A 24,827-nucleotide genomic window follows, 5' to 3' on the forward strand; every position below is an offset into this window, starting at 1 on the left:
TTTCTTTCGAAACATTTGTTCGGGTCTAACCACCTATCGCACCACAGGCTCAGCCTGTGGATTTCTTACACTATTAAATTACAGAAAGCTTTCGTTTACGATATCAACCAAACGAGTCTTCAGTTCTTCAAGTTTCCCATTGACTGTTGCTCCAGCCGCTTTGCGGTGACCACCACCACCTAATGTAGCGCTGATTTTTCCCACATCCACAACTGATGTGTGGGCTGCCCTGAAACCGATTTCCCAGATGTCCTTCTCAACAATCTTGAAATAGAGGACAACTTCCACGTCATCTACTCCAAGCAAATGGGCATAGAGAGCATCAGATGGACGATCAGCAGCGTTAAATAACTGCATATCCTGTGCCTCTTCTACTACCAACATCAGCCTACCATCGAGAAGAGGTTGTGCACGTTGGAGGAGTCTGCCCAAGAATTGTTGTGATTCGAATGAATTACCCCCCTCCATACGGTTGAATATCTCATTAGGGGACACTCCAAGTTCGACAAGCTCTCCCATCAAATGGAATGTTTCACCTCTGTAAGGGCCAATGAATTTCATAAACCCTGTATCAGTAGCCAATCCAAAGAAGATGTGGTCGGCTATTTCGTAGGTCATTTCTACATCTAAGGCTTTATAGAGTTGCATAATGCAAAGCGTAGTCGAAAATGACTTAGGAACAATATAAGAGAGGTCTCCAAATTTGGAGCCGGAGGCATGATGGTCGATAGTCAGTGTTGTTAACCCCTGTATCTCATCTCCCAAATAACCTATTCGGTCGATGGTTGAACAATCTACCATGATAACCAAAGGGTTGCGATCATACAGTTGTTTGTCGACATGAGGAGCGAACAAGGGCTCGTATTGTTTTATTTCTTTCCTTGCAAACGGTCCTGCATTCACCAGATGGACTTCTACCCCAAGTCTTTGTAAGAGTTTTTGGGTTGCAATCTGGGAATGGATGCAGTCTCCATCAGGACCTACATGGCCGACAACGATAGCAACAGAACAACTTTTAATTTCATCAATAATCGCAGGAGGTACGTCAGGGTAGGTGAACATCTTATCCTCTCGTGTTATGCGGTTTCGGCCGGATCCATTTCAAGCTCTGGCAATTTCGCATTATCAACCGTATCGCGGTTCACCACGACCCGTTTTATACCCTTTCGGGAAGGAATATCGTACATGACTTCGATCATGATATTCTCAACGATAGACCTCAATCCACGGGCTCCAGTCTTCTGTTTGATTGATTTTTCCGCTATAGCTTCGATTGCCTCGGGAAGAAATACCAAATCGACTTTATCCAACTTTAATGAAGCTGTGTATTGTTTTATAATAGAGTTCTTTGGTTCAGTGATGATCTGCATAAGATCTTCTTTGTTGAGATTGTTCAAACCAACGTGGATGGGCAATCTGCCAATGAATTCCGGGATAAGACCAAACTTTACTAGATCGTCTGGATGCATTTGCTTGAACAATGAAGAATTATCCTGGGAATCCCCGCTGGTGATATTTGCGCCAAAACCCATCTGGTGGGCAGATACACGTTTCTCAATAACTTTGTCGAGCCCAACAAATGCACCTCCACAAATGAATAGGATATTCCGTGTATTGATTTTGAGCATCTCTTGGTTAGGATGTTTTCTTCCACCTTGGGGCGGTACGCTGGCATCCGTTCCTTCAATTATCTTGAGCAACGCCTGTTGGACACCTTCTCCAGATACATCACGGGTAATGGAAACATTTTCCCCTTTCTTGGCAATCTTGTCGATCTCATCGATAAAGATGATTCCATGTTCCGCTGCAGTTATATCATCGTTCGCATTCTGAATAAGTTTAAGTAGAATATTCTCGACGTCTTCACCAACATATCCTGCTTCAGTCAAGGTAGTGGCATCTGCAATGGCGAAGGGTACTTGTAACTTTTGTGCCAAGGTCTTTGCCAAAAGGGTTTTACCCGTACCGGTAGGACCAATCATTAGAATATTGGATTTGTCCATCTCAAGACCTTCAGCCTTGAATTGTTCCTGGAATTTGACCCGTTTGTAGTGATTGTAGACCGCTACGGAGAGGACTTTCTTGGCATCATCTTGGCCGATGACATAATCGTTCAGATAGTCGTGAATCTCTTTCGGGGTAGGAATGGTGCCAAGATAATCATCAGGTACGGTACTCTGGCCAGGATCAGCCTTAAGGATGTCGTTACATGTATGTATACAATCCTCACAAATCGCGACACCGGGGCCATCGATCAGTCGTTTCACCTCTTTGGAACTTCGTCCGCAGAAGGAGCAGACTTTACTATTACGTGCCATGGTTAGCTCCTGTTCATGATGTGGTCGGCCAATCCGTACGAAACTGCCTCTTCGGCTGTAAAGAAATAATCGCGTTCAATATCGTTGGCTATCGTTTCGTAACTTTTGCCCGTGTGTTGTGCGAAATATTCTACGCTGAGTTTTTTGATTCTCAGCAATTCACGGGCATGGATGGAGATGTCGGAAACTTGTCCATTCACACCTCCCCAAGGTTGATGAATCATCACCCTGGCAGAGGGAAGGATATACCGCTTGCCAGCGGTTCCAGCTGCAAGCAATAAAGCTCCCATGGAGGCCGCTTGACCGAGACAAATGGTTTGGACATCACTTTTTATATATTGCATAGTATCATAGATAGCTAATCCGGCGGTCACACTACCACCGGGGCTATTGATATAGAGGCTGATATCTTTCGTCGGATCCTCGGATTCCAAGAAGAGTAACTGGGCTACGATAATATTCGCGCTTGCAGCAGTAACCTCCTCTCCGAGGATAATGATACGATCGCGCAATAGTCGGGAAAAAATATCGAATGAACGTTCCCCGACCCCAGAGTGTTCTATGACTACTGGTACGAGAGACGATCGTGGTTCAGTTTTCTGCTCTTGCATGTATCCTCCGGTTGATCCTGGATCAGTGCTGATGATCGGCCATGAACTCATCGTATGAGAGAGCCTTGCCATCCTTGAGGGTATTATTCTCTAATAGGAAATCGCCAGCCTTCTTGATCTTCATATCATCTTCAATGAGAGCTTTGTAATAAGATTTGGTATTTTCGTCGGTAACACCCTGCAATTGAGTCTCCAATTCCGATTCCAATTCTTTCTCATCAATGGTGAAATTTTCCTTCTCTTTGATCTTTTCCATTACAAGCTGGACTCGGATACTCTTCTCTGCAGGTTCTCGCCAAGTTGCTGTGAAGTCATCCTTCGTCTGTCCTTGGAATTCGAGGAACTTGAGAATCTGATCTTCAGACATGCCGGACTGGGATACGAACCTTCTCCAAGAAGAGTCGACCTCCATCTCAATCATGGACTGGGGTACAGCAATGGTTACTTTCTCAAGAATGGTATCCAATAATGCATTCAGCTTGGTCTCTTTGAGATGGCTCTCTAGACTATTTTCCAGCTTCTCTTTAGTAGCTTTTACCAGATCCTTTACGGTCTTGTAATCTTCGCTTACATCCTGGGCAAACTCATCATCGAGTACAGGAATATCACGAACCTTCACCTGCTTCAGCTCAACTTTAAGAGAGATCTCCTTACCAGCATACTCAGGATATTCGAAGTCCTCCGGGAAGGTCTTCCCAATGGTCTTGACCTCATCCTTCTTCATACCGACGATATCATCATCGATTTTATAGAAGTTCGTCCCACTACCGACAGTGAATGCGAAATCCTTTCTCTCGGTACTTGCAACTTCATTTCCTTCAGCGTCGATCTCAACATAATCGATAGTGACGATGTCACCACTTTCGACAGCTTTATCCTTTTCTATAACAAGGGCATTCTGGTCCCTAAGTTTTTCTATCTCTTTGTTTACCGTATCATCTGAGATTTCTACCTTAGGCACTTCAACGGTAAGTCCCGTGTAGTCGGGAAGCTCGAAAAGGGGCATGATATCATAAGTGACTGCGAACTCGAGATTCTTATCTATGTCGGTAGAGATGTTCTCCTCGTCGACTAGATTGGGTGTACTATAGGGGAGGGGGCGGTATTTGTCCTCGACATTTTTCAATGCTTCTTGGACGGCATCGTCAATGATGGTATAAACGCTTTCCTCGCGCATAGCAGGTCCAAATTTCTGTTCCAAGATAGATGCAGGAGCCTTTCCCTTCCTGAATCCGGGCAATTGGAGACTCTTGGTATATTTCTGCAAAATCTTAGCATATGATTCTGCCAATGCTTCCTGTTTTACGGTAATGGCCAATTCTACGGCCGATTTCTCAAGTTCTTTGACTTTCTGTTCAGCAATCATCCTATTTCTTTCCTCTTTACGTTTGGTATATCTATAGTAAGCATGCCACAGCTTCTAGGCAAGGGCAATGCGGTTTAACCCAACCAATCATAGCAAATACCGAATAAAAAAGCGACCCGGTGTCCGGGTCGCTTGAGAGAGCGAGAGACGGGATTTGAACCCGCGACATCCACCTTGGCAAGGTGGAGCTCTACCACTGAGCTACTCTCGCAAACGCATGCCGCATCTTACAGACTTTAGACCCTAAGGTCAAGTGCGAGAGGAGGGACTTGAACCCTCACACCTACGGTACTAGATCCTAAGTCTAGCGTGTCTGCCAATTCCACCACTCTCGCAGTGGTTTCCATCCGGAGAACCGGATGCTAATGCGTTTTATGAGCCGCAAAGGGATCGAACCTTTGACCCGCAGATTAAGAGTCTGCTGCTCTACCAGCTGAGCTAGCGGCCCAAAACAATGTAAAAAATCACAACTGCGTCCGGCAGGATTCGAACCTGCGACCTACGGATTCGAAGTCCGGAACTCTATCCAGCTGAGCTACGAACGCATCAAAAACCACAAAATGTGTAGCTGAGCTGCACAAGGGTGGATGACGGGGCTCGAACCCGCAACAACCAGATCCACAATCTGGTGCTCTACCATTGAACTACATCCACCAAGATGTCTTTGCAGTCCGGATCCACCAGCGCAAATCAACGTACAATAAACTGCCCGATTAACCATGTTTTGTCAATAGTGTTCAACGGAACTTATCAAAAAAAATGCAGTCACAAGAATTGCAGGGATATCTCCTTTCACTTGGAGCAGACGATGATGACGACGGTTACCTGCCATGGTACAGCATTCCGTTCGCAAATCCTTTGCAGATGTGCCGACATATAATCAACATCGACTTCCAACTGTAACTTCTTCCATGCTGGGGTGTAACTTCGTTCGATCCATCTATCCAATCCTTGCTTGGAAATGTGCCGGTGTTCTTCTGCCTTAACGAGATGCGAAGTCACAGTGATCTTCTCTGCGGTAAAGAGTGCTAGAAGATCATCAACCGACCATCTTGCCATAGGATTTCCATTAGAACCGTATATCTCGTTTTCCGCATCGGCCAATTGTTTCTTTACAATCGGATCTGTGGCTATATGGGATAGGCGAGATCCGAGAGATGGTATGGTTTCAGCGGAAGTGAAGGTGCCTTGAGGTGCTATTTTTCCTAAAATCAAGGGAAGTAACTGTTCTGCTTCGTCTAGTCGGGTGAATATATTTCGTCCAATGATATGCTCAAAAACCATGTTGGTATCTGTACTTTGTAGTACATTTGGAATATCTCCCATGTTGATAACAGGTCTTTCGAGCTCTTCCAGGGTATTGGCATAATGCTGGAGGTGTTTGAAGTGATCTTTATCCGACGTCTGTGCTACCACGATTCCCTCCGGTGCATGACGAAAAGCCTCCCAAACAAAGATTCCATGACCGGCATTGAGAACCAGTATTCTGTCATGGCGATGGATATCAATATACGAGAAGAGTCGTTCGCGTAGTGTATGCAAGAATGTGCCGCGATCTCCAGTTGTCCTTTGTACCCAACGTTCCCTTTCAGAATCATTGGGGCTATAGGTGAGATTACCGGAGAATGTATCGGGAATCACTGCCTCCAGCTGGGCTTCCCTTTTACGTAAGACCTCTTCACGAATATGCTTCTCGTATCCCATTTCTGATGGATGGTAAAAGACCTTCCCTTGCAGACTTCCTGGAAGGTATTGCTGCGGCACCCAGTGGTTGTGGTAGGCATGGGGGTAGAGGTATCCCTCTCCATGGCCGAATCCCTTCTTATCGCGACTACCATCCTTTAAGTGGTTTGGTACTTCGGTAGCCTGTTCTTCTTCTATGGCTTTGAGAGCATCGAAGAATGCCATGGCCGTATTCGATTTCGGAGCTGTGGAGAGATACAATGCAGCATGGGTAAGGTGGAATCTGCCCTCGGGTAAGCCTATCCTCTCAAAAGCCGCCGCATCAGCCTCTACTATCTGGATAGCCTGTGGGTCGGCCAATCCGACATCCTCACATGCACTTATCATCATGCGTCTAAATATGAATTTTGGATCTTCCCCAGCACGGATCATCCGTGCCATCCAATAGAGTGTTGCATCGGGATCACTTCCTCGTATCGATTTGATAAAGGCGCTGATGATATCAAAATGGTAATCACCCTCCTTATCGTAAAGGACTACTTTCCTTTGGATACTTTCTTCCGCTGCTGACTTGGAGATTTCTATAGTCGATCCGTCTTCTGGAGGGAAAGATTCTCCACTAGTTTCCACTGCCAATTCAAGTGCATTAAGTAGGGACCTGGCATCTCCATTGGCAATATCTACGAGATGCTCAAGTGCTCCTATTTCAAATTTTACCTGCCATTTTCCATAACCACGATCTTTATCAGAGAGTGCCTGATGTGCAATGTCTAGAAGATCTTCAGTGCCTAGTGGTACCAATTGGAATATCCTCGATCGACTTACCAATGCTGAATTGACTTCGAAATAGGGGTTTTCTGTTGTGGCTCCAATGAGGATGAACGTTCCATTCTCTACCCAAGGCAACAGTGCATCCTGTTGGCTCTTGTTCCAGCGGTGGACCTCATCAACAAATAGGATTGTCCTTTTTCCATAATGGGCCAATCTGCTACGGGCTTCATCTATTTCGTATCGAAGGTCCTTCACTCCCGAAAGTACCGCATTCAATGTGGAAAAATGGCTCTTAGTTGTGTTTGCTATTACTCGAGCCAGTGTCGTTTTTCCCGTTCCCGGAGGGCCATAAAGGATGATTGAAGACAACTGGTCAGCTTGGATAGCTCTCCTGAGCAATCTTCCCTTGCCGACGATATGGTCTTGGCCTACATATTCGTCCAAAGTTCGAGGTCGCATTCGATAAGCGAGTGGTTGATGGGCATTGTCTTGTTGTTCGAAGAGATCCATGAAGCGATTATACGCTACCGTTTGCATGGAGACAACCGTAGTTATAAAGAGTTATGGAGTAGAGAAAATCGTAATACGCGGATCATCATAGGCAGGAGCCATTGTCCTTAACAATGCCTCTTGAGTGGTCATAGCTGCAATGAATTCTCTTAAGAACGAAACCATGATTGTTTGTTCGATAGTAACATCAATAGTTTGGAGCTGCAGATCTTCTTGTTGCTTGTTCAATTGGTTTTGTGCTTTTACGTAGGTATTATAATGAAGCAACAATGCATCCCAAGCTCCGACTACTGCTATCCCATCCTCTTGAGAGAGACGTTGAACAATCCATGATTCCAATCTTGGCGCTAAATGAGATGCAAAATGGCGCGTTATTGCATCGTTATTTCCCTCAATTATGGCAAAGGGATCCTTGATCTCGATGGTTGGTTTGAGTTCCTCTCGGAAAAACCGGGGGATCTGCGAACCCATACTAGCCATTGCCTCATATGTCCTGAGTAGATAGGTGTCCATGAGACGTTGTGTTCCCGGTATGGTATCGATAATCGTGAAGATTCCGCTTGCTGCGGTCGGCACAAGTTGTGCAGTGACCGACTTCCACCTTTCTGTATTGGCAATCGTGTCACTTGCCGCGAGTACCACGAGATCCATCATTTCCAAGACAGACTCCTTACCAAACTCAACTTCTTCTGGAGTTCTTTGTATCTCCTGTGTGCTTCTACAGCTTGTAAGGGAAATAAGCATGAACACGAGTATGGGGAGGAATAAAAGCTGGTGTGGTCTTCGGTGCATGTCGAAACTATAGCATGTGAATCTACTTGAGAAAACAGTTTCCGCATGATAGATTGAGGCGCCATGAAATCCCCACAGACGACGCATCTCACAGAAGGACCTGTGAATAGACAAATACTCAAGCTCTCTCTTCCCACGATGGTGGGTATGTTGCTCCAATCAGTTTATGATCTGGTTGATATGGTATGGATTGGTTTCATCAGCCCTGCAGCCATTGCAGCTGCCACCCTTTTTGGAACCTTCTTCTGGCTCATAGAGGTCCTGAACGAGATTGTTGGGACTAGTAGCGTGGCATTGATAAGCCAAAGTCATGGGGCGGCTGACCGTGAACGTACGACCCGGATTTCCGAGCAGACGCTCGCATTCAAATTTATCCTCGCATGCATAGGAGCAATTATTCTTGGGCTTGGACTCCGTCCTCTTTTCCATTTCTTCTCACAAGATCTGGCTGTGATCTCGTACGGGATGGATTATGGTCTCATCAGGGTACTGTTCCTTCCCTTTTTCTTTTCATCCTATAGTGTAAACACCATTTTTAGATGTACAGGAGATGCGAAGACTCCCATGCGGCTACTTGTCGGATCAGCGCTTCTCAATATGGTAGCTGATCCCCTATTCATGTTCGATACAATTCCTGGAACCTCTATCCGTGGGTTAGGGATGGGGATGAAAGGAGCAGCCCTTGCGACAGTTATGTCCATATCCTTCTCGTTTATTATTGGTTTCGGGTTGCTGATCCTAGGAAAAGGTGATGTGAAAATCCGAGTGAAGAATCTGTTTAAGCTCGATCCAGTAATATCAGCTAAGCTTTTTTCCATTGGCTTACCCAGTGGATTGACTCTATTGTTGAGAAATCTCTCAATCGTTATTTTTTTGAAAATGGTAGCTATGTATGGAACTGAAGCCGTTGCGGTATCGGGAATAGCTTTCCGTGTATATAGTTTCGCTCTCATGCCAGGATGGGGACTTACCATGGGTAGTGGGATCATCATTGGGCATAGCTTGGGAGCCAAACGGGTTGAGAGGGCTTTTGAGGCTGTCCGTCTGACTACAGTTGATTGTCTTCTCTTTGTCGGTCTACTCGCACTTCCAATTATCATATTTCCCTCATTCGTGTTGTCACTATTTATGGGGGGAGCTACTGTTCCCGGCGATGGTATCCTACTGATGCGAATTGTTGGTCTTGCGCTTTTTATCGGAGCTGGAATGAGTGGTATGGGAGCTGCATTCACCGGAGCGGGCAAGAACCGACCCATGCTCTATGCAAGTGTTCTCGGCCAGTGGGGAGTATTGGTTCCTTGGGCGTTGGTTGCTACTCTGTTACTGAAAGCTCCCATCCTGTGGCTCTGGTTGGCAATTCTTGCCGGGGATGGAGTTGAAATGCTGTTCCGCTGGTATCTCTATAAGAAGACTAGATGGGCAACCACCGAAGTATGAGTTGACTCTACCCAGTAAAAAGTGTGAAATTATAGTTAGATTCGATACGGAGGTATTCGCATGACAAATCAACGTACCCAAATGCTTTCTCAGGTTAAGAACCGTGAGCGAAGTATCCTCAAGAATGTCTATCTCTGGATGACAGCTGGCTTGGCTATGACTGGAGTGGTATCGTACGCAGTTGCTACCAACGACACATTGCTCCGCATGTTCTTGGGTAGTAGTGTCAGCTTCCTCTTTATCATCTTCGCTCAGTTTGGTCTGGTCATCTATCTTTCGGCAAGATTGCAGAAAATGGCATCAACTTCCGCAATCGCAGCTTTTATGGGATATTCGATCCTAACCGGAATTACGTTATCGGTTATCTTTTATGCCTATAGCGGCCTTGTCATATCTCGTGCATTTTTCACCACAGCAGCATCTTTTGGTGGTATGAGCCTCTACGGTATGACCACCAAAAGAGATCTTGACGGGATCGGACACTACCTCATTATGGGGTTATGGGGTATTATTATCGCATCATTGATAAACATGTTTATCGGTAGTGCCAATGTATACTATCTTATTTCCATAATCGGTGTATTAGTATTTCTTGGACTAACAGCATGGGATACACAGAAAATCCGTAAGATGAATGATGCCTATGGTTCCTCCATGGACGAGGAGACCTATATCAAACTCTCGATCATTGGAGCTCTCATGCTCTATTTGGATTTCATCAACATATTCCTCTTCCTGTTGAGGATATTCGGACGTAACAACCGTTAGGAGAGTTCTTATGGACAAAGCTTATGACCTCTTGCTGAAACGACGTTCAGTAAGGAGTTTTTCCCAGGATCAAGTTGATACTGAACTTATTGAGAGAATCATCAATGCTGGATTGCATGCCGCAACCGCCATGAATCGCCAGAGTTGGCATTTTACCGTTGTCCAGGATAGATCTTTTCTGACTGCGATTAGTAAGGCTGTCGGAGCTGTTTTGATCGATTCTGGTGTACCCTCACTCATAGAAAGGGCAAAAAGTGAAGATTTCAGTACTTTCCATCATGCACCTACAGTTATCTTTGTCTCCTCCGATGGTAGCCACTATTCCCTAGCGGATTGTGCTAATGCAAGCCAGAACATGTGCTTGGCTGCTGCATCCTTGGGATTGGGCTCTTGCTACATCGGTTCATTCGTGCAGGCATTCGATCATCCGAGCGGAAAGCAGTTGCTCGAACGGTTTGACGTTCCCCAGGGGTATCGTCCTGTGTTTGCGATCGCAATCGGTAAGCCGACCGACGAATCTTTAATACTTGGAGAAAAGGAAATAGAGAGAAAGGTCTCCTATATACTTTGATCGTAAGAGGAACCCTGTAGAAAAACGAAAATCCCACGCGAGTGGGATTTTTTGTTGTAAAGCAAGCTGTATTATAACGCTGTAACCGACAGGAGGGTTGCATCCTGCAGATAGGCGACTGCGACCTGAGCGGAAGGAACATTAGAACTGAAGTGAACTTGACCCATTGCATCGACTGCGACACTGGTTTTCTGGGGGATATATGCATGGATGGTAAGAGTTTCTGAAGCTACCACACGTGCCCCGAGAGAAGACATGCCTAAGACAACCAATAAGAGAACCAGTGAGACTAGTTTTTGTATTGTTGTGCCCTTGAGCATCCCTTCCTCCATTGGATGAGTCGCCTCAATCCTGAATATATTTTGAATATAGGGAATAAGGGTGCGATTGTCAACAAGTAAGTTTATGTAATATAAGGAGTTATATGCTATGACAGATGTTGTTGGTTCATTCATGTTAGTACAGACAATGTACTAACATGTGCATGATCTTTGACCATGAAAACATAAACATATGACATCAATTGCATGTTTCAAAACTACGAAAAATAGCTCTCTAGCGCAGAAAACTTATAACGTTAGTTAAAATTCTCGTGTGAGATGTACGAAGTGCTGACAAAGGACAATGAGGTTACATTTTTTAAAGTTGTTGTGGTTGAAGTGGGTCAAATAGGGTCAACATCTACCAAACCTCCACCAAAAATAGGTAAGAAGTGGTAAGAAGTTTTCTTAATTTTTTTTGTAATTTTTTCAAATTCCCAAATATGAGACGGCATTTCTGGAAAACGCATCACGTAATGCCGCGAAGCCCACGCTCTCAGATTCTATATAACAACGTCTTCTACCGATATGTTCGATATAGTGGGCGTCGGATCCTTGTGTGACGGTGTATCCATAGGTATCGACGATAGGCGGGAATGCAATGGATTCCACAGCACTATAAGGGAGCTCTGGAAGAAAACCCAGGTTTGCAGTCACACTATTGGCGGGTCTGTCTATATGGGCAGGTATGACCAAACCATTGCTCTGTAGGGTTTTCTCAATCAAGATATCGAATGGTATTTCAGCAGGCCCGTAGAGAAATATATCGGCCTCTTCTATAATCGTGCCTGTAACATCACATACTAATTGGTTGCCAAAAAGACGGGAAGAATTGGCTATCTTGGGAAGGATGGATTCGATCCATGCGCTAAACGATAAGGCTTCCTCTAGTGTCTCGAAGAGTGAAAGAACATGCACTTCCTCACTTGTAGTGACTTCCAGACCAAATACTCCTGTGATACCGATTATCTCACAGGCTTGTGCGAATGCAGGAAGGTTTCTTCCGCTGTTATGGTCGGTAAGAGCAAGGATATCGATACCTTTATCCGCGCCTTCCATAGCAAGGACTGCGGGGAGCATCGCATCGCTACCGCAAGGAGATAGGCATGAGTGGTTGTGCAGATCTATGCACCAACGTCCCATTAGACACTACCTAAGGCCTTTGCAAGACGGTAGGATACAGTGAACTGGTTCTCTTCTGTTGTGAAGATTGCGATCTTTTCCTTCCTTGCTGCCTCTACCATCGATTCATCCGGCTCCCTTGAATTGCAGAGGATAATCGCATGCATACCGATTAACGATGCCACTGCAACCGTATTCTTGTGAGCCTGGATAGTGATGAGGGCACTATCTTCAGCAGCATTACCCATCACATCGGAAAGTAAGTCTGATGTATAGCCTGAGAGCAACGGAGCTGAGGGATTTTCCATGGTAAGGGGTTGATAACCCAAATCTTTTTCCAATTGTTCAACTCGTATCATTCTACTCCCTCCTGTGGCTTTTTAATCGTATCTTTGAACCGTATGGTTGAACGGACTATAGTGCCTTGCACTGTGGATTCAATCTCGAATTCATCCGAAACAGATTTCACATTAGGTAAACCCATCCCAGCGCCGAAACCAAGCGAGCGAATCCACTCATTCGCAGTTGAGAACCCTTTTTCCATAGCTCTCTCCACATCAGGTATGCCAGGACCCGAATCTTCGCTCACAATGACAACTTCGTCAGGGCCATATTCGGCAGTAATCTTTCCACCTTCGGAGTGGACTACGATATTCATCTCCAGTTCATAGCTCGCGATTGCCGCTCTTCGAATAACCGATGGAGCGAGAGCACTCTTTTTCAACCTTTTCTTTATCTCCGTTGAGGCGAATCCAGCATTTTCAAAGTCATGTTTGAGTATCGCAAAGGAGTGGACATCCCTAGATAGGCCATCGGTCACCTTTGTAGTCTGGTTCATCCTTTCCAGGTTTTCAACCTCTCTATTAATCTCCAGCAACAATCGGGTAGTGATGTCTCTCGTTGTCACCATTCCTACGAGTTCCTTGTGTTTATTCAATACCGGGAAACGGTGATAGCTGTAACGATCAAAATAGCTGATCGCGAAAGAGACTGGCATATCGTCCTCCAATAGGATGAGGTTCTTCGTCATATGCCGTTCAACTGGTTCTTCGATATATCCGAAATCTAGCGCCTGGATGATATCATCCATACTGACAATACCTAACAGTCGTATATCGGAGACTACAGGGACACCAGTGATTGAGTTCTCACGCATAAGTCTCTGTACGGTACGCATGGAATCGCCGAGCGAGACACTGATGAGTGAGCGGGTCATTACATCTTTCACCTTCAGACGGTAGATCAGTTCCAAGATTACAGTAGGTGAGTTGTAAGTATTGATAGGTATCGTCTGCATGTTGTTAGTATACTACAGGTACTTGGTAAGAAGGAAGTGATTCTGATATGCTCTTAGCATGCAGATTCCTCAATGCCGAGTCCTGTACGAGTCCGATTCTTTCCTCATTGTAGAGAAGCCTTCTTTCTTGGCGACAGTTCCGCTATCACGCGATCCGTTGGGGCATTCGCTTCTGAATCAACTGTTGTCCACCTATCCTGAAGTAGGAGAGGGTAGTGGTCGGCAATCGCATGAAGGTTTAGTTCTCCATCGGCTGGATACGGATACCTGTGGTCTCGTCCTTGTTGCAAGGGATGCATTTTCATTCCAGAAATTACAATTAGCCCAAAATAATGGTTTTTTTACCAAGACGTATCTCGCTGTTGTCTCCAAGTCTTTCCGATTGGATGGCTTTCCATCCGACAAGCCGGATTTACCTATAGGGCACAGAGTCATAATAGAAAGTCGATTCCGTCCCTATGGGATAGGGAGACGAGCTGTACGGCCAGTTGCCGAAGAATCGAGCCGCTTGGCAAAGCAAAAAGGCGGAGCTGCGATGTATTATACTTCGGTGGAGCATATGGGGAAAGATGGTTTAGGTCGTCATCTGGTAAAGTGTCGGTTGGTCAAAGGTTTTAGACATCAAATCAGATCCCATTTAGCATGGACCTCCTATCCGATAATTGGTGATCGCCTATATGGTGGAGAGGTTGCTGATGAACTTCATTTGGCGGCCGTTACATTAGAATTTCCGCATCCTTCGGATGGTTCACCTTTCAAATTCGATTGGAACGAAGCCCCCGAATGGACGCAACAATCAGCATATGGAGAGGTAGAGGATGAGTGATTCTAGAGAACGGGATCTCGCCCGACTATTGGTCCGGTATTCTATTGGATTGAAACCTGGTGAGAGTTGTCTTATACATGCGACGGATGTTCCGGACAGTATGGTTGAGAAATTAGTTGAAGAGGTCTATGAGGCTGGAGGATACCCACAAGTACAGCTCATGTCCATCCGCTTGGAACGTGCCCTGATTGCACAATCGACTACTAAGAGTCTCTCATTGTGGGCAGAATGTGATGCTTTTAGGATGAATAAGATGGATGCTTTCATTGGCATACGGGGAATCGTAAACCCTCGGGAACATGCAACACTTGGAGCTTCTTTCCACTCCTACATGGAATACTACAATGCTCCGGTCCATCATGATATTAGAGTTCCCCATACGAAATGGGTAGTTCTCCGGTATCCTACTCAGTTGATGGCTTATCAAGCCAATATGTCCACAAAGGAATTCGAAGACTTTTTCTATTCTGTTACCAGCGAGGTCGATTATCTTGCTATGGCAGCAGCGATGGAAAAGGCAAAGGCTTTCCTTGACTTAGCCGATTCGGTCCATATTGTTGCAAAAGATACAGATATCACTTTTTCCATAAAGGGAATGGGAGCTGTTCCATGCGCCGGGCTCAGGAATATTCCAGATGGAGAAATCTATACCTGTCCTATACGGGACAGCGTCAATGGAATTATTACTTATAATACCGCATCTACCTACCATGGCCATTGTTTCACCGATATCTCTTTTACCGTTAAAAATGGGAAGATCATTGATGCAACAGCTGATGATGTCGATGCAATAAACGCCATCCTTGATTCGGACGAAGGTGCTCGATATTTCGGTGAATTCGCCCTAGGCTGTAATCCAAATATCAATTTCGCGATGGATAATACCCTATTCGATGAAAAGATTGCAGGATCGATCCATTTTACTCCGGGAAATGCCTATGATACCTGTGATAATGGAAACAGAAGTTCTATCCATTGGGATCTGGTCCAAATACAGACGCCACAATTTGGTGGAGGAAAGATCTATATTGATGGTCAACTCATCCGTGAGGATGGTCGATTTGTACATGAGGCTTTCGTAGATCTGAATTTCGACCGATAACGATTCAATGCTCGGCGTTGAATACAATTGTCCGATTATCGAAAATGATAATACGGTGCTCCAGATGGGCTTGTACAGCTCGTGAGAGCACCTGTCTTTCCACATCTTTGCCCACTTGTTTGAGACCTTCAGGACTGAGTTCATGGTTAACCCGAACCACATCCTGTTCGATGATCGGGCCTTGGTCCAGGTCCTCAGAGGCATAGTGTGCTGTAGCCCCAATCATCTTCACGCCTCTTTCATATGCACGCATGTAGGGATTCGCTCCTTGGAATGCCGGGAGGAATGCATGGTGGATATTAATAATCTTTCCACTCCATTCATGGGTGAATTCCGCTGTCAATATCTGCATATACCTTGCTAGCACGACCAGATCGATATCATGTTTCGCCAAGAGTGTACGGATTTTATCCTCCTGCTCGGCTTTCTTTCCCTTTTCGATGGGGAGGTAGTAGTAGGGGATACGGAATTGGTCAGCGATGTACTCAAGATTGGGATGGTTACTTATGATCAAAGGAATATCGCAACGAAGATCACCTTCGTGTTGCCTGCTCAACAAATCGAAGAGACAATGGCTGGTTTTGGATACCAGAATTGCTATTCTATTTCGGTAATCGGTGAAATGGCACTCCCAAGTCAGTGAAAGATCGCTAGCGAATTGGGCAAAGTCCTCTTGCAATTCTTTGCGGGTTGTCTTCAAATCATCAAGATCGAGTTCGATTCTCATATAGTACCGTTTTGCACGTGTATCCGAGTGTTGTTGACAGTGGAGTATGTTATATCCACGTGAGTAAAAGTATTGCGATATGGTTGCTAATAGACCTTTACGGTCATCACACTGGATGAGGAATATAATCTTGTGCATGTTTGAAGGGTCCTCCTATCGTCCGGCCAACGGTTTCAACTCAGTATACAAAGGCGCTGAAAACGATGCAACCGGGACGGTCAAATCCGAATATAGTGAATTCACGTATTTGATGGAAAAGTCTCCATTTTTGGAGATGTGGTGGAATCCTCTGGAGGCGTTACCAACAGTTCAATTTTACGTTCAATCTCGGATAGCTCCTTCTCTACCTTGCGAGCAATCTTGACTCCCTCTTCGAACAATGCAATAGATTCTTCCAATGGAATACTTGTGTCCTGGAGGCGATTGGTGATCTCTTCCATCCTAGCGATATCCTTATCATAACTCATGCACTGACCTCCCGATCAATTATTGTTCTCTTCAATAGACAATGTCTTTGCAGTCGCCATACCCTGTGAGAAACGGATGGAGAGGGAATCTCCCTCCTTGAGCATTTCGGCTGATGTGACCAATTCTCCGGTATCTAATTTGTTTACTATTGCATATCCCCGATCAAGTACTGCTATAGGGGACAATGCCGACAATTGGCGATCGAATGTCTTTAGTTGGGCACGTGCAGCAGATATCCTACTTTCTATGATATATTGCATCTGCTGTCTCGCATCGTCAGTTCTTAGACGACCTTGTTCCAACTTTCTGGTGAAATACTCTTTCATCCGTGTCGGAGTAAACAGTTGCGTTCTGCTCTTTGCTAATGCTATGCGATTACCTAAAATATTGGCCATTTGTTTTACCTGTTGCTCCAGGTGTTCGACCAGTTCGTTCATGTCAGGACTCACTAACTCTGCTGCAGCGGATGGTGTTGGAGCTCTGAGGTCCGCAGCGTAATCGCTTAAAGCCCAATCGATCTCGTGTCCGACAGCGCTTACGATTGGAATAGCAGAAGCCACAATAGCTTCAACCACACACTGTTCACTGAAGGGAAGTAAATCCTCCAGCGATCCTCCACCTCGGCCTACTATGAGTACATCTGCAAGAGCCCATCTATTCGCAGCAGCAATCTGTGCTGCTATCGTTTTTCCCGCACCCTCTCCCTGTACTGTCGCGGGGAGTATAGTGACATTGATCGTGGGGTTGCGTCTTCCCAAGACTTGAAGGATATCATGCAAAGCAGCACCTGTAGGACTTGTGACTACACCAATTCTTTTCGGATAGGTAGGAAGACTCTTTTTCTTGTCTTCATCGAAATACCCTGCTTGGGCGAATTGCCGCTTGCGTTCCTCCAGCAAAGCTAGGATATCACCGATACCAGTCTTCGTCATATGCTCACAAATCAACTGGTATGTGCCCCGTTTCGCATACACACTGATGTTTCCCAAAACTCTTACCCGGTCGCCATCCTTAGGTAAGAATGGTAATCGCCACGATTTCTGTTTGAACATCACTATCTGGAGCGATGCATTGTTGTCGTTTAGTTGGAAATACCAATGCCCACTGGATGCTGGTCGAAAATTGCTGATTTCGCCCTCAACCGAAATTCCATAGAAGGCCCCCTCCAGTGTCTGCTTGATGAGCGACGTAAGGTCGGATACCGAGAATATCTGTTCGGAGAAGAGATCATTCATGCCGGTTCCTCCCCATTAAAAATCCGTTCTGACCTCTTTTTCTTTTGATATGCATGGGTTTGGCTGAAGTAACCAGATAGACCGAATACTAATGCGATTATGAACGAGACCCATACGGGAAGGAAATAGAATTTCGAGAAGAGTAGAGCTATGGCTGATCCTCCGACAATCGAACTGGTGGTGATGATGTAACGTTCAGGAAACACGATATGGCAACATACGGCCAGTAGGGCGATTATTGCCGAAATAATCATGTGTACCGTGATGGTAAATCCGAACTGTGACAAGCCCATGATTGTCGTACTTATTACCATTGCCAGTACCAGATCAGAGAATGCATCGGATGTTCTTGGGAACCTTTTCTGAGTCAAACGACCTAACGTAGCCGCAGCTAATACGATAGCGAGGATCCCCATGCTTTCAAGGAGTGTGTTTCCCCTAGTGGCGAGGTTCCATATACTACCAAGCCCCTCACCTGTCCAAAGCATCTCAGTGACGACATCCCCTTGCATGATCCGTATAATGATAAAGAGGGTGAAAGTTATTGTCGCTAAAACCATACGCAGAGGAGATATGAAACGTTCATGGTTCAAACCCATGAATAGGATTACAGAGGCTGAAATGACACCGACGATCATGACTATTGAATTCAAAGGCAAAACTCCTTTCCGTATATACCCAGAGCTGATTTCCCAACGAAGCGAATGAAATGATGCCCTTACAATGGTAGCACTGTCGCGCGAAAGTAGGCAACGCATCCTAGGGCTACCCTTTGCTCTGGGTACCAATCTTTCATTAAAAAAGACAGCCCGCAAGAGCTGTCTTTTCTTTGCATCCGGATGCAGACATCCGACCTATGATTAGTCGGCTAAGATTGCTCCGGTAGGACATGCATCCATACAAGCACCGCAGCTGATGCACAATTCAGGGTCGATAACGTAGATATCGCCCTCTGAAATTGCTTCAACAGGACACTCGGGAAGACATGATCCGCATGCTACGCATGCATCGGTAATAGTGTAAGCCATAGTGGACTCCTTATGGTTTTTTTATACGCGTTCGACTATATACCCAAGAGAACATGGCGTCAAGGCTTGCTAGACTATCTTCTTCCCGATATAGTCCCAAAAGAGATGTAGCATCATTGGTTTTGGAGGAAATTTCATGGGCAAACAGTTGGTATTAGCAGAAAAACCGAGTGTTGGTAGGGAACTTGCCAGGGTTCTCCAATGCCGCAAGCGGGAACGTGGTTTCAGTGAAGGTGATAGGTATGTCGTGACATGGGCATTGGGACATCTTGTTGAATTGGCACAACCGGCAGAATACAACGAGAGATACAAACGCTGGCATATGCAGGACCTTCCCATGCTCCCAGCCCAACTACGACAAAGTATTATCAAGCAAACCTCCGAACAATACCACGTAGTGGAAAATCTTCTACGTAGGGAGGATATTGATTCTTTGGTGATTGCCACCGATGCCGGTAGGGAAGGTGAACTGGTAGCACGTTGGATTATGAAGATGGCTGGCTGGCAAAAAGAAGTCAAACGTCTTTGGATCAGTAGTCAGACCGACTCTGCAATTGAACAGGGGTTTGCAAAGCTTAAAGATGGAGAACTCTACGAGAATCTCTATGCAGCTGCTGAAGCTAGAGCTGCGGCTGATTGGTATGTAGGTATGAACGTGACGCGAGCACTTACCTGCCGCTACGATGCCAAACTCTCGGCAGGACGAGTGCAAACTCCCACATTGGCTCTCATGACCGATAGGGAGGATGAAATCGAGGCTTTCTCTGGTGGTTTCTATTGGACTATCAGGGCAGACTTCGGTGGTTTTACCGCCTCTTGGCAGGATGAATCCGGCTCTATTAGAATTACCGAGGAGCAAAAATCGGAAGCGATCATCGAAAAGATCAAAGGTAAAGAAGGGACTATTGTTTCAGTAGATAAACTCGAGAAAACCGAACAACCTCCTTTGGCATACGATCTTACGGAACTCCAGCGTGATGCGAACTCACAGCTCTCATTCAGTGCGAAACAAACCTTGGATGTCTTGCAGGGTCTGTACGAAAACCACAAAATAGTTACCTATCCCCGAACAGATAGCCGGTATATTACACCCGATATCGTACCTACCTTGGCGGGAAGATTGAAAGCAATGGATGCTACCCCGTTTGGACAGGTTGCATCCCTTTTCGTGGAGCACGGGTACCGAAGCGATATGGATCGATTCGTCATGGAAAGTGGCGTAACCGACCACCATGCTATCATTCCTACCGAACAGCGAGTCGATCTGAATAGACTCTCCAAAGATGAACGCTCTCTCTGGGAACTTATTGCACTTCGATTCATGGAAGTCCTATCAGGAGATTATATATATGAGACCACAACGGTCGAAGTCCATGTATTGGATGAGCGTTTCCTGACTCGATTTACCGTACCGGTGAAACAGGGTTGGCGCGATATGGCTCGTCTTATCGGAAAGCGCAGTGCTGCTGCAATCGTCGATATCGATGAAGGCTCGAGCACTCGGGATGTCAAGCTGGTTGAGGGGAATCTGGTGACAGTGGGGGCGGTTCGTTCGAGGAGAAACACGACAAATCCACCAGAACGATATACTGAGGCTACCTTGCTCTCTGCAATGGAGCATGCAGGAAGGTTTGTTGAGGATTCTGCATTGAAAAAACGACTAGGTGGTGGATTGGGAACTCCGGCGACCAGAGCCGATATCATTGAAAAATTGATCCAGAACCACTATGTCGAACGTGAAGGGAAATATTTAGTGCCAACACCTAAGGGGCGAGAGCTTGTTCGTCTCGCACCTTCCGAATTACGTTCACCGGAGCTTACTGCACTATGGGAGGACCGTCTTGCTGCAATAGCCGATGGGAAAGAGAAGAAAGAAACCTTTGTTGAGGATATAAAGGCAAATGCGAGAAAGCTCGTATCGGAGGTTTCCTCGAATAAGGAACGGTTCGAACCTACATTTCCCGATGGGAAGCAGTGTCCCTTCTGTGCATCTCCCATGATGCGGGCTACTGATGAATTCGGACAGGTCCATTTTATATGCCAGAGGCTCTCCTGTTCTTATGAGGAAGCTCAGGTGAAGCGTCGTAAGAAGGGTTCTTCTGCGAAGATGACTGTAGCCGATTCCAATAAGCCAAAAAAAATGTTAGTGAAAACCAAGACAGTACCAGCATCATCAGCTACAGGAAAGAAGGTTGTTGTAGTCAAGCGTTCTACTGCTAAGGTGGAAGTTGCCGAAGAATGGGAGACGGTGACAGAGGTGGTCCGACCTTCAAAATTAGAGCGACGTGGACGATTCGACGATCATGAATCTACCTCAGCCACTCCTCGAAGGGGGAGGGGAAATGATCGCACAAGTACCAGAACGCAACTGACAAATCCCAATCGTTCACATGGATTCTCGTCTCAAACCGATTCGGGAACAACATTTGCTGATCTTCTTGCTGCAAGCGAAAAACGAAAACGTGAAAGGGATAAGAAGCGGAAAAAGTAAAAAGCGTTGAAAAATTTGCGGAATACCTCAATCATTTGTAACTTGATTGTGGTATTTGTCGACAGTAAAGCTAACTGATAGAAGAAGATATTTATCAAATATTTTGATTGACAACTCGTCCTCCCGTGCTATGATGTACTTGCTACTCATACTATAAGAAGTAGCTGATATGAGAAGGATTTTCATACAAAGAGGAGGAAAACACAATGAAGTTTTCAAAAGTATTGTTGATTCTGGCGTTGGTGCTCTCAACAGGTGTTTTGTTTGGTGCAGCGCAAGGTGAAGCCGTAGCGACCGATGCCGAAGTGCTCACTCCAGCTACCTACTCCTGGACTGCTGGTGGCATGGGTGGCGGTTGGTATACCCAAGCTGGTGGAATGGCTGCAATCGTAAAGAACACCGTACCTGAAATCACCATAAAGGTAATTCCCGGTGGTGGAACGGTAAACCCCGCAAAGCTCGATGCCGGACAGGATGACTTCGGATGGGGCGTCGGTTATGTCGACAAAGCCGCTTACAATGGTGTTGCTCCTTTGTTTGACAAGGAATACAAGAATATTCGTGGCTTAGCCGGTAACTTCTCTGTTGACTTCTACCATTTCCTTGCTGCAAAGAGTACAGGAATCAGTACCATCGATGAACTGGTTGCGAAAGTGAAGGCTGGGGAAAAGGTTAATCTTGCAGGACCCATGGTTGGTACCAGTGAGAGAGCTCTTACATCTCTATTGTTTGAGAATTATTATGGTATCTCCTATGAGCAGATTGAAAAGAATGGTGGACGGGTGATTTATGCCGCATATGGCGACATGGTTAACCTCTTCAAAGACCGCCATGTGGATTATGTCATTGCATGTCTCGGACTTCCTGGCTCCGCAATAACAGAAATGGCGATATCACGCGATTCTGTTTTGTTGAAGGCTTCAGACGATCTGGTCAAATTCTCGGCCAACACCTATGGAACAGTCTCCTTCGATTCGGGACTTAATCGTGTTCCCGCAGGAACCTATGACAAGATCGACGTTGATACCCAAGCAATCGGACACTCCACTGAGATCATTGCCAAGGCTGACATGCCCGACATTGTCGCATACAATTTCGTGAAGGCTCTCATGGAGAATATCGATGAAGTCAAATCCTTGAACCCCTCGTTCCAGAAGTATTTCTCCAAGGAAATTGCTCCAAGCACCATGGTTCCACTACATCCAGGTGCTGAAAAGTATTATAAGGAAATTGGTGTACTTAAGTAGTCGCAACCCGTCATATGTAGAGTTTGTATCTAGGGGGAGTGTGTTCGGTTCTTTAGGACAGTCGCGCTCCCCACATTAAGAAAGATTGGAGTTATCTTTATGCGTGAATTAAAAGGTTGGGTAAAGTGGTTTGTCAGTCTATGTCTGGTCGCTGTAGCGGTCTTCCACCTCTACACGGCTATCTTCGGTGTATTTCAGCCAAGGATCCAGAGAGGCATCCACCTTCTGGTCTTGCTTCCCATGGCATTCATGTTGTATCCAGCGACAAAGAATTCACCGAAGGATCGTCCGTCTCTTCTTGATGTAATTTTAGCTATATTAGCAATCGCACCTCCGATTTACCTCATGATTATGAATGATACGCTGAATATGAGGATGGAGTTGTTTGATCCTGTATCGAATATCGAAGCGATTCTTGGTTGGATCAATATTGTGTTGATTATTGAGGCTGTCCGGAGAACGGTCGTACCGGCGATGGCTATCCTGATCGGTCTCTTCTTTGTCTATATATTCCTTGCACCATTACTCGGTGGTATCTTCTATTCGAAGCCGATGGCACTCAGCCGAATCGCCGAGATCAATTATCTGATTACAAGCGATGGTATCTATGGCTCGATTGTCGGTGTGACGGCAACATTTGTTGCGGTATTCGTTATCTTCGGAGCGTTCATGCAGAATACGAAGACTGGAGAATACTTCACCAATCTGGCCGTGTCTTTAGCTGGAAGAAGTGCAGGTGGACCTGCGAAGATCGCAGTCATCTCATCGGGCTTATTTGGATCGATCAGTGGCGTCGCAGCTGCTAACGTCTATGCAACCGGTGTATTCACCATTCCGCTGATGAAGAGACTCGGTTACCGTTCCCAGTTTGCCGGAGCCGTCGAGTCTGCTGCTTCCACCGGAGGCTTGCTCATGCCGCCTATCATGGGAGCAGGAGCATTCGTGATGTCCGAGATTACCGGTATCGCGTATGTACATATCATTAAGGCTGCATTACTAGGAGCAATCTTCTATTATCTGAGTATCCTCTTGAGAGTTCACTTTGTTGCAAAGAAGGAGGGGCTACGGGGCATGGATAAGGATGAAGTCATCTCACGCAAACAAATCTTGAAGGACTCCTACCAACTCATTCCTCTTATTCTCCTTGTCATATTCTTAGTTATCGGCTATTCACCTTTTATAGCTGCTGTCTATGGAATTCTTGCTACTTTCCTGCTCACCTTCCTTAATAAGGAGACTTGGATGACACCTGCGAAGCTCTGGGATACCTTTGAGCTATCGGGTAAAAACCTCATCATGCTTGGTGTTTCATGTGCAGGAGCCGGTATGGTGATCAGCATTGTAACCAATACGGGACTTGCTTTGGGTATAGCTTCGGTAATCCAATCTTGGTCGGGTGGTGTTCTCCTTCCTGCCCTAATGCTCATCATGGTGACATCCATTCTCATGGGTATGGGAATGCCGTGTACCCCTGCCTATATCGTTGCCGTTACGATAGGTGGTCCTGCATTGCAGGCTATGGGAATCAATGTTCTAACAGCACACCTCTTCGTATTCTATTTCGCTATACTAGCAGAAATCACGCCTCCGGTTAGTATCGCATCCTATTGTGGAGCGGCTATCGCAGGTTCGGATCCACTGAAGACCGGGTTCGAAGCGATGCGCATGGCTATAGTCGGATTCATCATTCCCTACATCTTCGTTTTCAACCCTGCACTCATGCTTAATGGCTCATTTCTTGAAGTCTTGACGTTAATAATTGTAGTCATCTATGCAGTAATTACACTCGCCTCCGCATTCAGGGGATACTTCCATAGGATACTCACGAAGGTTGAACGGACTATCATGGGTGTCGTTTCCGCGGCATTGATCATCGGTAGTTGTAACCTTACTATTATGCACAACATGGCAATCCAGATCGCTATTCTGGGTTCTGCAGGGCTTATCCTGGTATTATACATTTTGGCAAAAGTGAAAGCATCAAACAGTACGCCTGCTGTAGCATGAAATAATCAAGTTTGACGCCAGAGGCCATTGTAAGGTCTTTGGCGTCTTTTTTCTTGACTTGGAAGCCAGAGGTGGTACAATACAAATACTACTCATCTAATGAGTAGTAAAATAGGGTAGTCGTTACAGC

General features: G+C 45.7%; 23 protein-coding genes and 5 tRNA genes. 8 read left to right on the plus strand and 20 right to left on the minus strand.

Annotated elements, in window-relative coordinates:
- Nucleotides 1-78 precede the first annotated feature (78 nt).
- The 11 genes from ACODJP_RS11845 to ACODJP_RS11895 form a co-directional block, all read right to left on the minus strand.
- A complete protein-coding gene (locus ACODJP_RS11845) occupies nucleotides 79-1,062 on the minus strand; it encodes a DHH family phosphoesterase (protein WP_422481759.1) in 984 nt (327 codons plus the stop codon).
- A gap of 14 nt (nucleotides 1,063-1,076) precedes the next feature.
- A complete protein-coding gene (gene clpX, locus ACODJP_RS11850; RefSeq protein WP_422481761.1) occupies nucleotides 1,077-2,318 on the minus strand; it encodes an ATP-dependent Clp protease ATP-binding subunit ClpX in 1,242 nt (413 codons plus the stop codon).
- Between the two features lie 2 nt (nucleotides 2,319-2,320).
- Nucleotides 2,321-2,929, minus strand: a complete 609-nt coding sequence (gene clpP / locus ACODJP_RS11855) for an ATP-dependent Clp endopeptidase proteolytic subunit ClpP (RefSeq protein WP_422481763.1) — start codon at nucleotides 2,927-2,929, stop codon at nucleotides 2,321-2,323.
- A 22-nt stretch (nucleotides 2,930-2,951) separates the two neighbouring features.
- On the minus strand, nucleotides 2,952-4,295 hold the full coding sequence (gene tig, locus ACODJP_RS11860) for a trigger factor (protein ID WP_422481765.1): 1,344 nt from the start codon (nucleotides 4,293-4,295) through the stop codon (nucleotides 2,952-2,954).
- Between the two features lie 139 nt (nucleotides 4,296-4,434).
- Nucleotides 4,435-4,506 (minus strand) — tRNA-Gly (locus ACODJP_RS11865).
- Between the two features lie 43 nt (nucleotides 4,507-4,549).
- Nucleotides 4,550-4,630, minus strand: a tRNA-Leu gene (locus ACODJP_RS11870).
- Nucleotides 4,631-4,670: 40 nt separating this feature from the next.
- Nucleotides 4,671-4,743 (minus strand) — tRNA-Lys (locus tag ACODJP_RS11875).
- 23 nt (nucleotides 4,744-4,766) lie between these two features.
- A tRNA-Arg gene (locus ACODJP_RS11880) sits at nucleotides 4,767-4,840 on the minus strand.
- Between the two features lie 37 nt (nucleotides 4,841-4,877).
- A tRNA-His gene (locus ACODJP_RS11885) sits at nucleotides 4,878-4,949 on the minus strand.
- Between the two features lie 138 nt (nucleotides 4,950-5,087).
- Complete coding sequence (locus ACODJP_RS11890; protein ID WP_422481943.1) at nucleotides 5,088-7,259, minus strand: AAA family ATPase; 2,172 nt, start codon at nucleotides 7,257-7,259, stop codon at nucleotides 5,088-5,090.
- Nucleotides 7,260-7,310: 51 nt separating this feature from the next.
- Nucleotides 7,311-8,051 carry a hypothetical protein gene (locus tag ACODJP_RS11895; RefSeq protein WP_422481767.1) on the minus strand — a complete coding sequence of 247 codons (741 nt, stop codon included), beginning with the start codon at nucleotides 8,049-8,051 and terminating at the stop codon, nucleotides 7,311-7,313.
- A gap of 63 nt (nucleotides 8,052-8,114) precedes the next feature.
- Between ACODJP_RS11895 and ACODJP_RS11900 the strand changes: the two genes are divergently transcribed.
- The 3 genes from ACODJP_RS11900 to ACODJP_RS11910 are packed head-to-tail and all read left to right on the plus strand — an operon-like array spanning nucleotide 8,115 to nucleotide 10,827.
- A complete protein-coding gene (locus ACODJP_RS11900) occupies nucleotides 8,115-9,488 on the plus strand; it encodes an MATE family efflux transporter (RefSeq protein ID WP_422481769.1) in 1,374 nt (457 codons plus the stop codon).
- A 60-nt stretch (nucleotides 9,489-9,548) separates the two neighbouring features.
- Nucleotides 9,549-10,256, plus strand: a complete 708-nt coding sequence (locus tag ACODJP_RS11905) for a Bax inhibitor-1/YccA family protein (protein ID WP_422481771.1) — start codon at nucleotides 9,549-9,551, stop codon at nucleotides 10,254-10,256.
- Nucleotides 10,257-10,266: 10 nt separating this feature from the next.
- Nucleotides 10,267-10,827 (plus strand): nitroreductase family protein, encoded by a 561-nt coding sequence (locus ACODJP_RS11910; RefSeq protein WP_422481773.1) that lies wholly within the window; start codon nucleotides 10,267-10,269, stop codon nucleotides 10,825-10,827.
- A gap of 71 nt (nucleotides 10,828-10,898) precedes the next feature.
- Here the strand turns inward: ACODJP_RS11910 and ACODJP_RS11915 are convergent, their stop codons facing one another.
- The 4 genes from ACODJP_RS11915 to ACODJP_RS11930 all read right to left on the minus strand — a co-directional run bounded on the left by ACODJP_RS11915 (nucleotide 10,899) and on the right by ACODJP_RS11930 (nucleotide 13,566).
- The gene (locus ACODJP_RS11915; RefSeq protein WP_422481775.1) at nucleotides 10,899-11,147 is read right to left on the minus strand and encodes a hypothetical protein; all 249 of its coding nucleotides are present in this window, start codon (nucleotides 11,145-11,147) and stop codon (nucleotides 10,899-10,901) included.
- A gap of 429 nt (nucleotides 11,148-11,576) precedes the next feature.
- Nucleotides 11,577-12,290 (minus strand): PHP domain-containing protein, encoded by a 714-nt coding sequence (locus ACODJP_RS11920; protein ID WP_422481777.1) that lies wholly within the window; start codon nucleotides 12,288-12,290, stop codon nucleotides 11,577-11,579.
- Entirely contained in the window at nucleotides 12,290-12,628 is a 339-nt protein-coding gene (locus ACODJP_RS11925; protein ID WP_422481779.1) for a DRTGG domain-containing protein, read from the minus strand. The genes ACODJP_RS11920 and ACODJP_RS11925 overlap by 1 nt, the downstream gene beginning before the upstream one ends.
- Nucleotides 12,625-13,566 (minus strand): CBS domain-containing protein, encoded by a 942-nt coding sequence (locus ACODJP_RS11930; RefSeq protein WP_422481781.1) that lies wholly within the window; start codon nucleotides 13,564-13,566, stop codon nucleotides 12,625-12,627. Before ACODJP_RS11930 ends, ACODJP_RS11925 begins: the two co-directional genes overlap by 4 nt.
- Nucleotides 13,567-13,624: 58 nt before the next feature.
- Between ACODJP_RS11930 and ACODJP_RS11935 the strand changes: the two genes are divergently transcribed.
- Nucleotides 13,625-14,392: a pseudouridine synthase gene (locus ACODJP_RS11935; RefSeq protein WP_422481783.1), complete on the plus strand. Its 768-nt coding sequence runs from the start codon at nucleotides 13,625-13,627 to the stop codon at nucleotides 14,390-14,392.
- Nucleotides 14,385-15,494, plus strand: coding sequence for an aminopeptidase (locus ACODJP_RS11940; RefSeq protein WP_422481785.1), 1,110 nt, complete (start codon nucleotides 14,385-14,387; stop codon nucleotides 15,492-15,494). Before ACODJP_RS11935 ends, ACODJP_RS11940 begins: the two co-directional genes overlap by 8 nt.
- Nucleotides 15,495-15,498: 4 nt before the next feature.
- Here ACODJP_RS11940 and purU read toward each other — a convergent pair whose 3' ends face one another.
- From purU to ACODJP_RS11965, 5 genes are all read right to left on the minus strand, one after another.
- Nucleotides 15,499-16,359, minus strand: a complete 861-nt coding sequence (gene purU / locus ACODJP_RS11945; RefSeq protein ID WP_422481787.1) for a formyltetrahydrofolate deformylase — start codon at nucleotides 16,357-16,359, stop codon at nucleotides 15,499-15,501.
- A gap of 101 nt (nucleotides 16,360-16,460) precedes the next feature.
- Nucleotides 16,461-16,688 carry an exodeoxyribonuclease VII small subunit gene (xseB, locus tag ACODJP_RS11950; protein WP_422481789.1) on the minus strand — a complete coding sequence of 76 codons (228 nt, stop codon included), beginning with the start codon at nucleotides 16,686-16,688 and terminating at the stop codon, nucleotides 16,461-16,463.
- Between the two features lie 15 nt (nucleotides 16,689-16,703).
- Nucleotides 16,704-17,924, minus strand: a complete 1,221-nt coding sequence (xseA, locus tag ACODJP_RS11955; RefSeq protein WP_422481791.1) for an exodeoxyribonuclease VII large subunit — start codon at nucleotides 17,922-17,924, stop codon at nucleotides 16,704-16,706.
- On the minus strand, nucleotides 17,921-18,577 hold the full coding sequence (locus ACODJP_RS11960; protein ID WP_422481793.1) for a hypothetical protein: 657 nt from the start codon (nucleotides 18,575-18,577) through the stop codon (nucleotides 17,921-17,923). The genes xseA and ACODJP_RS11960 overlap by 4 nt, the downstream gene beginning before the upstream one ends.
- Nucleotides 18,578-18,784: 207 nt before the next feature.
- Complete coding sequence (locus ACODJP_RS11965) at nucleotides 18,785-18,952, minus strand: DUF362 domain-containing protein (protein ID WP_422481795.1); 168 nt, start codon at nucleotides 18,950-18,952, stop codon at nucleotides 18,785-18,787.
- Between the two features lie 136 nt (nucleotides 18,953-19,088).
- On the opposite strand from ACODJP_RS11965, the gene ACODJP_RS11970 reads away from it, so the two are divergent.
- From ACODJP_RS11970 to ACODJP_RS11980, 3 genes are all read left to right on the plus strand, one after another.
- Complete coding sequence (locus ACODJP_RS11970) at nucleotides 19,089-21,443, plus strand: DNA topoisomerase 3 (RefSeq protein WP_422481797.1); 2,355 nt, start codon at nucleotides 19,089-19,091, stop codon at nucleotides 21,441-21,443.
- 206 nt (nucleotides 21,444-21,649) lie between these two features.
- Complete coding sequence (locus ACODJP_RS11975; RefSeq protein WP_422481799.1) at nucleotides 21,650-22,690, plus strand: TAXI family TRAP transporter solute-binding subunit; 1,041 nt, start codon at nucleotides 21,650-21,652, stop codon at nucleotides 22,688-22,690.
- Between the two features lie 99 nt (nucleotides 22,691-22,789).
- The gene (locus ACODJP_RS11980; protein WP_422481801.1) at nucleotides 22,790-24,697 is read left to right on the plus strand and encodes a TRAP transporter permease; all 1,908 of its coding nucleotides are present in this window, start codon (nucleotides 22,790-22,792) and stop codon (nucleotides 24,695-24,697) included.
- Nucleotides 24,698-24,827 lie beyond the last annotated feature (130 nt).

This window comes from Pleomorphochaeta sp. DL1XJH-081 (assembly GCF_049310885.1).
Lineage (GTDB): Bacteria > Spirochaetota > Spirochaetia > Sphaerochaetales > Sphaerochaetaceae > CAYZJV01.